The 8,164-nt window shown below is 70.1% G+C and carries 11 protein-coding genes and 1 pseudogene; 8 read left to right on the top strand and 4 right to left on the bottom strand.

The window, feature by feature from the left end; translation table 11 throughout:
• Window positions 1-88: 88 nt before the first annotated feature.
• The 4 genes from CVO76_RS09330 to CVO76_RS09315 form a co-directional block, all read right to left on the bottom strand.
• On the bottom strand, window positions 89-520 hold the full coding sequence (locus CVO76_RS09330; protein ID WP_208739056.1) for a hypothetical protein: 432 nt from the start codon (window positions 518-520) through the stop codon (window positions 89-91).
• A gap of 50 nt (window positions 521-570) precedes the next feature.
• Window positions 571-1,740: an RtcB family protein gene (locus tag CVO76_RS09325; protein ID WP_208739055.1), complete on the bottom strand. Its 1,170-nt coding sequence runs from the start codon at window positions 1,738-1,740 to the stop codon at window positions 571-573.
• Between the two features lie 70 nt (window positions 1,741-1,810).
• Window positions 1,811-2,440 (bottom strand): class I SAM-dependent methyltransferase, encoded by a 630-nt coding sequence (locus CVO76_RS09320; protein ID WP_244185844.1) that lies wholly within the window; start codon window positions 2,438-2,440, stop codon window positions 1,811-1,813.
• Window positions 2,430-3,539 carry an NAD(P)/FAD-dependent oxidoreductase gene (locus tag CVO76_RS09315; protein WP_208739054.1) on the bottom strand — a complete coding sequence of 370 codons (1,110 nt, stop codon included), beginning with the start codon at window positions 3,537-3,539 and terminating at the stop codon, window positions 2,430-2,432. The genes CVO76_RS09320 and CVO76_RS09315 overlap by 11 nt, the downstream gene beginning before the upstream one ends.
• 92 nt (window positions 3,540-3,631) lie before the next feature.
• Between CVO76_RS09315 and CVO76_RS09310 the strand changes: the two genes are divergently transcribed.
• From CVO76_RS09310 to CVO76_RS17340, 8 genes and pseudogenes are all read left to right on the top strand, one after another.
• Window positions 3,632-4,216: a helix-turn-helix domain-containing protein gene (locus CVO76_RS09310; RefSeq protein WP_208739053.1), complete on the top strand. Its 585-nt coding sequence runs from the start codon at window positions 3,632-3,634 to the stop codon at window positions 4,214-4,216.
• A gap of 98 nt (window positions 4,217-4,314) precedes the next feature.
• Window positions 4,315-4,881 carry a type 1 glutamine amidotransferase domain-containing protein gene (locus tag CVO76_RS09305; RefSeq protein ID WP_208739052.1) on the top strand — a complete coding sequence of 189 codons (567 nt, stop codon included), beginning with the start codon at window positions 4,315-4,317 and terminating at the stop codon, window positions 4,879-4,881.
• 73 nt (window positions 4,882-4,954) lie between these two features.
• The gene (locus tag CVO76_RS09300) at window positions 4,955-6,004 is read left to right on the top strand and encodes an ATP-dependent DNA ligase (protein WP_208739051.1); all 1,050 of its coding nucleotides are present in this window, start codon (window positions 4,955-4,957) and stop codon (window positions 6,002-6,004) included.
• 43 nt (window positions 6,005-6,047) lie between these two features.
• A complete protein-coding gene (locus tag CVO76_RS09295) occupies window positions 6,048-6,809 on the top strand; it encodes a hypothetical protein (RefSeq protein ID WP_208739050.1) in 762 nt (253 codons plus the stop codon).
• 35 nt (window positions 6,810-6,844) lie between these two features.
• Complete coding sequence (locus tag CVO76_RS09290; protein ID WP_208739049.1) at window positions 6,845-7,075, top strand: hypothetical protein; 231 nt, start codon at window positions 6,845-6,847, stop codon at window positions 7,073-7,075.
• 70 nt (window positions 7,076-7,145) lie between these two features.
• Window positions 7,146-7,595, top strand: a complete 450-nt coding sequence (locus tag CVO76_RS09285; protein ID WP_133082370.1) for an FAS1-like dehydratase domain-containing protein — start codon at window positions 7,146-7,148, stop codon at window positions 7,593-7,595.
• A gap of 2 nt (window positions 7,596-7,597) precedes the next feature.
• The gene (locus CVO76_RS09280) at window positions 7,598-8,038 is read left to right on the top strand and encodes a MaoC family dehydratase (protein WP_208739048.1); all 441 of its coding nucleotides are present in this window, start codon (window positions 7,598-7,600) and stop codon (window positions 8,036-8,038) included.
• A gap of 8 nt (window positions 8,039-8,046) precedes the next feature.
• Window positions 8,047-8,164 (top strand): annotated as a pseudogene (locus CVO76_RS17340) (UDP-N-acetylmuramate dehydrogenase); the annotation flags it as partial.

The raw sequence follows: 8,164 nt of genomic DNA, 5'->3' as shown, positions 1-8,164 counted from the left end.
GACTCATCCAGCGCGAGAACATCATGTCCGGACGGGGCTTGCCGTGCATGTGCTGAATCGGTCATCGGCGCTCTCCTTCGTCCTGGTCTCATTGTCCGGCACCGCCTTCGGGCAGTCCAGCGTCGGGATCCTCCGGATTCGCCACCGGATTGCTCACCCAGATCGCGTCCAGGATCAGGCGGTCCTCCTCGGTCGCCAGATCGCTGTAGGACAGCTGGAGCAGCGCCTCCACCCCTGCTTCCTGCCGGATCGGGTCGAGGGATGTGGCGGCGTCGATGGCCCACTGCGTCCTGCGCCACCATTCGGCCCGGTCGTCCGCACGCCTCTTCTGCTCCAGTGCGGCCCGGTCCGCCGTCGAGCGTTGCCGGAGGGCCGCGAACGCCGTGACAGCCGCGAGTACCGCAGCGAGCAGGACGGCGAGGGGTGCGAGGGCGCCGACGATCTCCCACCACTGCGGCGCATCGGATGCGACGTCCACGACGATCGGTTCGGGCGGCTGCGTGCCGGTCAGGAGCGACATGGCGCCAGCCTAGCCGCCGCCACTCCCGTCCGCGGTGCCGTCAGGGGCCGTCAGTCGCCCTTCACGTTGATGATCTGGCGCAGGGTATGACGGATGTCCACGAGGTCCCGGGCATCCTGCATGACGACATCGATGTCCTTGTAGGCGGCGGGGATCTCGTCGAGGAACGCAGGGGTGTCCCGGAATTCGATACCCTGCATTGCGGCCCGGAGCTGGTCCTGCGTGAAGGTCCTCCGCGCGGCGTTGCGCGAGTACTCCCGCCCCGCGCCGTGGGGTGCCGAGTCCATCGCCTCCCTGTTGCCCCGGCCCGTCACCACGTAGGAGCGCGTGCCCATCGAGCCCGGGATGAGGCCGGGTCGCCCGGGATCCGCCGCGATGGCGCCCTTGCGGGAGAGCCACACGTCCTTCCCGAAGTGGTGCTCCCGGTGCGTGTAGTTGTGGTGGCAGTTGATGCGTTCGAGCTCCTGCACGGGCTTGCCCACCCAGTGCGTGAACTGGCCGACCACGCGGTCCATCATCTCCTCGCGGTTGAGCAGGGCGAACTTCTGCGCCCACAGCAGTTCGCTGATGTAGCGGTCGAACGCGGGCGTTCCCTCCTCGAGGTAGGCGAGGTCCCGGTGCGGCAGCGAGATGGACCGGCCCGCGCAATAGTCCTGCGCCGCTCGGATGTGGCGCTGCGCGATGCGATTCCCGATACCCCGCGAGCCCGAGTGCAGGAACAGCCAGACGTCGTCCGCCTCGTCGAGCGACACCTCGATGAAATGGTTGCCGGAGCCGAGGGTACCCAGTTGGAGCCGCCAGTTCTTCAGGTAGCCGGCAGGGTCGAACCCGGCATGCCGGGCGTCCTCGTCGAGCGCGTCGATGCGCGGCTGGGCGGAGGCGGACACCCGCTTGTTGTTGTTGCCCGCGGAGAGGGGAATGGCTTGTTCGATCGATTCACGCAGCCTCCGCCGGTCCAGGCGGGCGATGTCCCCCGCGGAGTGGTCCGTGCGCACGGCGACCATCCCGCAGCCGATGTCCACCCCGACGGCCGCGGGGATGATGGCGCCGAGGGTCGGCAGGACCGAGCCGACGGCACAGCCAAGGCCCAGATGGGCGTCGGGCATGGAGGCGAAGTGGGGGTACACGAACGGCATGGAGCTGGTTCTGCGGTTCTGTTCGAGGGTCGAGTCGTCGATGATGCTGGCGAAGTTGACGTATCTCTCCGTGATCCACTGCATGCGTCGAGGCTACCGACGGGCCCGGCGGGAAGCACGCGACGGAGAACGCCGCCGGGCCCTTGCGGACGGGTCAGCCGGTCCGTACCGCCTGCAGCACCGCGTCGCTGATGCTCACGTCCCGGCCGTCGGCGGTGCGCTCGACGCGTGGACGCGACTCGCACACCCGGATGTCCCAGCCGTCGTCGAGCAGCCCTGCCATCTCCTCCGGCGTGTAGAAGAGATCGGGTTGGGCAGGCCGTCCGACGCCGGAGTGGAGGTCCGAGGGATCGTGGGCGACGATCAGGAGCGTCCCTCCGACGCCGACCAGGGTCGCCAGGGAGCCGAAGATGCGCGAACGCTCCGGTTCCGGCAGATGTAGAAACTGGACGGAGACGAGGTCCAGGCCCGCGGGCAGGTCCGGTGATGCCAGCAGGTCCACCCGGCGCCACTCGAGGCGTTCGGCGACGGACGGTTCGAGACCCTCCGCGTGGGCCCGGGCACGGGAGAGCGCCACCTCGGACACATCGATGCCGAGGACGGACCAGCCGCGGGAGGCGAGCCAGGCGGCGTCCGCTCCCTCTCCGCAGCCGACGTCGAGTGCCCTTCCCGCAGGGAGGTCCTCCACCACGGCCACGAGCTGGCGGTTCGGCCTGCCACTCCAGATCCTCGGACGCTGCCGGTAGCGGTCGTCCCAGAACTCCTGCGTGTACTCAACCTGCACGGCGCACCCCTTCTCCGGCCCTGTCGCGGACCATCGACCCGACGGGTGCGGAAGCACCCGGGACCCCATCATCGAGCCCGTGCCGGCGCGTGCCGAGGACGCGCGCCGAGACCTCGCTCTCCGACGACGCGGAGAAGGGCCCGCGGTAGCCCTCCACGGCCCAGGCCGTCTCCTCCTCGACGAGGCTCGCGTTGATCGCAGCACCTGCCATGGTGCCTTCTGCCGCAGCCACGACGACCTGCGCGGCGAGATTGGAGACGTTCCCGGCGACATAGACGCCGGGCACCGCCGTCGTGCCCATGGGACCGGGTTCGACGAACCGGCCCATCCCCGACGGATGCTGCTGCTCCGGCAGTCCGAGCGGCGCGAGCAGGCCGCCGTTGGCCTCCATCCGGGTGCCGACGGCCAGGGCGTCCAGCGCGAAAGCCGTGCCGCTGCGCGTCGTCACCCCTGACAGCACGCCGTCGATGGCGTCGACCGATGCGACGGCGCCGTCGACCACGCGGATGGAGCGCGCTGCCAGACGGTCCCATTCCTCGTCCGTCGGCCTCACCGCGTCGTTGAGGAAGAGCGTGATGTCGTCCGACCACTGCCGGAAGAGAAGGGTCTGGTGGACGGACAGGGGCCCGGTGCCCAGGATGCCGATGCGCCGCCCGCGGATCTCGTAGCCGTGGCAGTACGGGCAGTGGACCACGCCCGCACCCCACTGGTCGAGGAGCCCGGGGATGTCGGGCAGGCCGTCGGTGAGCCCGGTGGCGAGGAGCAGGCGGCGCCCCCGGACCACGCGGCCGTCGGACAGCTCCACGACGAATCCTCGGGTCTCGCGCCGCACCTGCACGGCCTCGGCCGCCAGGACCGTGGACCCGTAGGACTCCGCCTCGCCACGGCCGGCGTCGAGCAGCGCGAGCGGATGCATGCCCTCACGTGTCAGGAATCCGTGGACACCCTGCGCGGGTGCGTTGCGGGGACGGCCGGCGTCGAGCACGAGGACGGAGCGGAGTGCGCGGCCCAGGGTCACGGCGGCGCTGAGTCCAGCGGCTCCGCCTCCGACGACGACGACGTCGTACCTGTCCTGCAGGGGCCTGATAGTGGCTGGCATGGTGGTTCTCCTTCTGGTGCGCTGATGAATCCAGCATCGGCGCGATGAGGCAAGATGAGCAAACTTCTTTGCCGGTATGGCAAGATGAACCCATGGCAGCAGACCTCACATCAGTGCTCGACGCCGTCGGACCCCGGCTCCGGGCCCTGCGTACCGAACGCAGCCTGACCCTCGGCGAGGTGTCCGAGGCGTCCGGCGTGTCGGTCAGTACCCTGTCCCGGCTCGAATCCGGCCAGCGGCGCCCCAACCTGGAACTCCTGCTGCCCATCGCGCAGCTCTACGGCGTCCCACTCGACGACCTGGTCGGGGCGCCTCCCACCGGTGATCCCCGGATCCACCTGCGCCCGATCGAGCACCACGGCATCACGGCCATCCCCCTGACGAAGCGACCGGGTGGCGTACAGGCGTACAAGATGGTGCTGGCGGGGAACGCACGCGGCACGGAGCCCGACCTGCAGGTGCACGAGGGCTATGAGTGGCTGTACATCCTCAACGGCTCGTTGCGGCTCGTGCTCGGGAGCAACGACTTCGTGCTCGGGCCGGGCGAGGCTGCCGAGTTCGACACCCACACGCCGCACTGGTTCGCCAGCGCCGACGGGGAATCGGTCGAATTCATCAGCCTCTTCGGGCAGCAGGGCGAGCGCATGCACGTGCGTGCCCGCCCCAAGCGGTCCTAGCGAGGCCGATGGGGAAAATTGCTCAGCTTGCTTATCACTAGGGCGCTTCCTAGGCTGGACACCGTACGACAGCCACGCTCTACGCAAGGGAGAACAGCATGTCCGAACACGACATCTCAGGCAAGAAGGTCGCATTCCTGCTGACCGACGGGGTGGAGCAGATCGAGCTCACGAGCCCGTGGAACGCGGTTAAGGAAGCGGGCGGCGTCCCCACGCTGGTCTCGCCCAAGACCGGGTCGCTGCAGGGCTTCGACGGCATGGACAAGGGTGACACGTTCGAGGTGGACCTCGCCGTGTCCGATGCGACGGCGGACGACTACGACGCACTGGTGCTGCCGGGCGGTGTGGTCAATGCCGACTTCCTGCGGGTCGACAAGGACGCCCAGGCCTTCACCCGGGCGTTCTTCGAACAGCACAAGCCCGTCGCATCCATCTGCCACGGCCCATGGCTGCTGATCGAGGCCGGAGTGGTCAGCGGTCGCGACCTGACGTCCTACCACACGCTCGCCACCGACCTGAAGAACGCCGGCGCCAACTGGAGCGACGAGGAAGTGGTGGTGGACCAGGGGCTGGTCACGAGCCGGAACCCCGGAGATCTCGACGCCTTCAACGACAAGCTCCTCGAGGAGATCGCCGAAGGCCCGCACGAGGGCCAGACCGCCTGACCGCGGGCGCCCCCGGAAGCACCCGCGCCTGCGCCCATAGCCAAGCGCGGGTCCTCTGCGACAGGATCAGGGTATGACCGACCTGCCGTTCCCCGTCCAGCCGATGCTCGCGAAAGCGGTGAATGCCGTGCCCGACCCGGACAGCGTGCCGGGCGGGCTCCTGTACGAGCCGAAGTGGGACGGCTTCCGTGCCGTCGTCAGGATCGAGGACGGCACCTGCGAGATCGGGAGCAGGGGCTCGAAGATGCTCACCCGGTACTTCCCGGAGCTCGTCGAAGCCCTGCTCGAGAACCTGCCCGATCGCTGCGTCGTCGACGGCGAGATCGTGGTGCGGCAGGGTGAACCGGGCGCGGAACGCCTCGACTGGGAGGCACTGTCCCAGCGCATCCATCCCGCGGAGAGCAGGGTGCGGCTCCTGGCGCACGAGACGCCGTCGTCCTTCGTGGCGTTCGACCTCCTCGCGATCGACGACCAGGACCTGACGGATGTCCCCTTCGGTGAGCGGCGGAAGGCGCTGGAGGGTGTGGGCGAGTCCTTCTCCGCACCGGTCCACCTGTCGCAGGTCACGCGCGACGTCGACCTGGCACGGCGCTGGCTCGTCGAGTTCGAGGGCGCGGGCCTCGACGGCGTCGTGGCCAAACCCCTCACGGCCGCGTACGGACCGAACAAGCGGCTGATGCTGAAGGTGAAGCACCACCGCAGCGCCGACGTGGTGGTACTCGGATACCGGGTGCACAAGTCCGGCTCGGGCGTCGGCTCCCTGCTGCTCGGCCTGTACGACGACGGCGGCGGACTCCGCAACGTCGGCGGCATCTCGGCGTTCTCGGACAGGCGGCGGCTCGAACTCGTCGAGGAGCTCGAACCCGAGGTGATGCGCGACGCGGCCGGGGAGATCGAACGGGGCGAGACCGAGCGCAGCCGCTTCGCCTCGGCCCGGGACGTCTCCTACATCCGGTTGCACCCCCGGCGCGTGGTCGAGGTGCGGTACGACCAGATGGAGGGCGACCGCTTCCGGCACACCGTCCAGTTCGAGCGGTGGCGGCCGGACCGCGAAGCACGCTCCTGCACCTTCGGGCAGCTCGACGTCCCCGCCGCCTACGACCTCAGTGCAGTGCTCGCCTGACGCTCCCGGGCGACGGGGGAGCGGCCGCGTCTAGGCTGGAGGTATGGATCCCGTCTCCCTCTGCAGCGGCGTGGACTGGCGTTCCTCGGGGCCGGTCCTGTCACTCCGGGCGGTGCCGGCGGTGGCGACGGGGGTGTCCGGCGAGGTGCCGGGAGCCGTGGCCGATGGCGGATCCGGCGACGACAGCGCCCAGGACATCCGCCTCACGCCCGGCACGAGGCTGGCCTACGAGGTCGCCGCGGAGGGGCGGTACTGCCTGGGGTTCCACCGGGTCCACGGCCGGGAGGACCGGACCTGGGTGCGGTGCGCGGACCAGGCGCCCGCCGAACGGGGCTACCAGTGCGCGCGGTGCTTCGCGCAGATCGTCCGGATCCTCGAGGACGAGGTGACCCGTAGCACCGGGCTCCAGCAGGCGGTCCGCTCCGGGACGAAGGCCGCGTCGCTGTGCGCACCCCTGCCTCCTGTGCAGCTCCAGCACGTGAACGACGGTCTCGCCCTGGCGGCCCGGGGACTGCTCGAGAGCGGCCTGGGACTGGACGGCTTCGAGGTGGTGCACGAGGAGTTCGAACCGCCGGCGGCGTGGTCCGCCGTCCTCGGACGGAGCGGGCTGCAGCCGTACCCGGCGTTCCTGGGCAGCGGGCGGCACGGCTTCACCGTCGGAGAGGTGCTCGGCCCGTCGGCGCTGGTCTCGATCGACGGGACCGACCTCCTGTTCGTCGCGGACCTCTCGCAGCTCAAGGGCCGGCGCATCAGGCCCGGGGCCTTCAGCACGCCGGTGCCCGCTGTCCAGGAAGCGCTGTTCTGAGCAGCGGCCGGTGGAGTCGGCAGTAGAATCGGATCATGCTGAATACGCCCTGGGAGACCGGCACGGACCTGTACCGCAAGCTGGTGGTCTCCGCGCTGGTGACCACGGCGATCGGCATCCTCGTCGCGGTCGTCGGAGCCGCGACGGACCAGCGCGCCCTCGTCCTCACCGGCATCCCGGTCATCGTGGTCGGCATGGTGTGCCACCTCGCCGGCATGGTGGTCCGGTCCCGCGACGTCCGACGCCGCATGAAGGACCTGCGCTGACCGTTCCACTCCCGCGCGGTGCGACGCCGCTCGCTTCGCCACTGCCCACGCCGCTTCCACCGGAGGACCCATGACCATCGACCCGAACCTGCAGGGGCGCAGCTACCCCGCGGGAGAGACCTACTCCGTGGGACGTGAGGCGATCCGCGACTTCGCGCGGGCCGTCAAGGCCACCCACCCGGCACACTACGACGTCGACGCCGCGGCGGCGCTCGGGCACGCGGACCTCGTGGCTCCGCCGACCTTCGCCATCATCGTGGCGCAGCGCGCCGATGCGCAGCTCATCGGCGATCCGTCCGCGGGTATCGACTTCACGCGCGTCGTGCACGCCGACCAGCGCTTCGTCCACCATCGCCCCATCCTCGCCGGGGACCAGCTCGTCGCCGCACTGCACGTGGACTCCGTGCGGGCCATGGGCGGGGGAGCGATGATCACGACGCGCGCCGAGATCTCGACCGTCGACGGAGAGCCGACGGCCACGACGACGTCCTCCATCCTCGTGCGCGGAGAGGACCAGTAGCCATGACGGTATCCATCTCCACACTCGAGGTCGGGCAGCAGATCGGCTCCGCCATCATCGCCCTCACGCGCCAGGACCTCGTGCGGTACGCCGGGGCCTCGGGCGACCTCAACCCCATCCACTGGAACCAGGCCTTCGCCGAGGGCGTCGGGCTTCCCGGCGTCATCGCCCACGGCATGTTCACGATGGGCGCCGCGGTGCAGCTCGTCACCGACTGGGTCGGGGATCCGGCCGCCGTCGTCGACTACCAGACGCGCTTCACCAAGCCGGTCGTCGTCGAGGACACGACGGCGCAGCCGGGGGAGCCGGGGGCCGTCGTCGAGGTGACCGGCGTCGTGGGCGCGATCGACACGGAGAAATCGACGGCACGGGTCGACCTCACGGTGATGTCCGCCGGGCAGAAGGTCCTCGTGAAGGCACAGGCCGTGGTGAGGCTGCCGTGACGGCGCCACTGACGGGCACGCGTCTCGCCGACCTCACCACCGCCCGCGTCGGAGGCCCGGCCCGCACACTCGTGGAGGCCTCGACCGAGCAGGAGATCGTCGAGGCCGTCCGCGCCGCCGATGCCG

Origin of the sequence: Arthrobacter agilis, assembly GCF_002953615.1 — a bacterium.
Taxonomy (GTDB): Bacteria; Actinomycetota; Actinomycetes; order Actinomycetales; family Micrococcaceae; genus Arthrobacter_D; species Arthrobacter_D agilis_B.
Note: the sequence above shows the minus strand (reverse complement) of the source record. Positions and strands in the feature narration are given on the sequence as shown.

What these genes read in the sequence shown, in the direction of transcription:
- CVO76_RS09330 (WP_208739056.1), bottom strand. Translation starts at nt 520, where the DNA reads ATGTCGCTCCTGACCGGCACGCAGCCGCCCGAACCGATCGTCGTGGAC.
- CVO76_RS09315 (WP_208739054.1), bottom strand. Translation starts at nt 3,539, where the DNA reads ATGCCAGCCACTATCAGGCCCCTGCAGGACAGGTACGACGTCGTCGTC.
- CVO76_RS09305 (WP_208739052.1), top strand. Translation starts at nt 4,315, where the DNA reads ATGTCCGAACACGACATCTCAGGCAAGAAGGTCGCATTCCTGCTGACC.
- CVO76_RS09325 (WP_208739055.1), bottom strand. Translation starts at nt 1,740, where the DNA reads ATGCAGTGGATCACGGAGAGATACGTCAACTTCGCCAGCATCATCGAC.
- CVO76_RS09285 (WP_133082370.1), top strand. Translation starts at nt 7,146, where the DNA reads ATGACCATCGACCCGAACCTGCAGGGGCGCAGCTACCCCGCGGGAGAG.
- CVO76_RS09295 (WP_208739050.1), top strand. Translation starts at nt 6,048, where the DNA reads ATGGATCCCGTCTCCCTCTGCAGCGGCGTGGACTGGCGTTCCTCGGGG.
- CVO76_RS09300 (WP_208739051.1), top strand. Translation starts at nt 4,955, where the DNA reads ATGACCGACCTGCCGTTCCCCGTCCAGCCGATGCTCGCGAAAGCGGTG.
- CVO76_RS09310 (WP_208739053.1), top strand. Translation starts at nt 3,632, where the DNA reads ATGGCAGCAGACCTCACATCAGTGCTCGACGCCGTCGGACCCCGGCTC.
- CVO76_RS09280 (WP_208739048.1), top strand. Translation starts at nt 7,598, where the DNA reads ATGACGGTATCCATCTCCACACTCGAGGTCGGGCAGCAGATCGGCTCC.
- CVO76_RS09290 (WP_208739049.1), top strand. Translation starts at nt 6,845, where the DNA reads ATGCTGAATACGCCCTGGGAGACCGGCACGGACCTGTACCGCAAGCTG.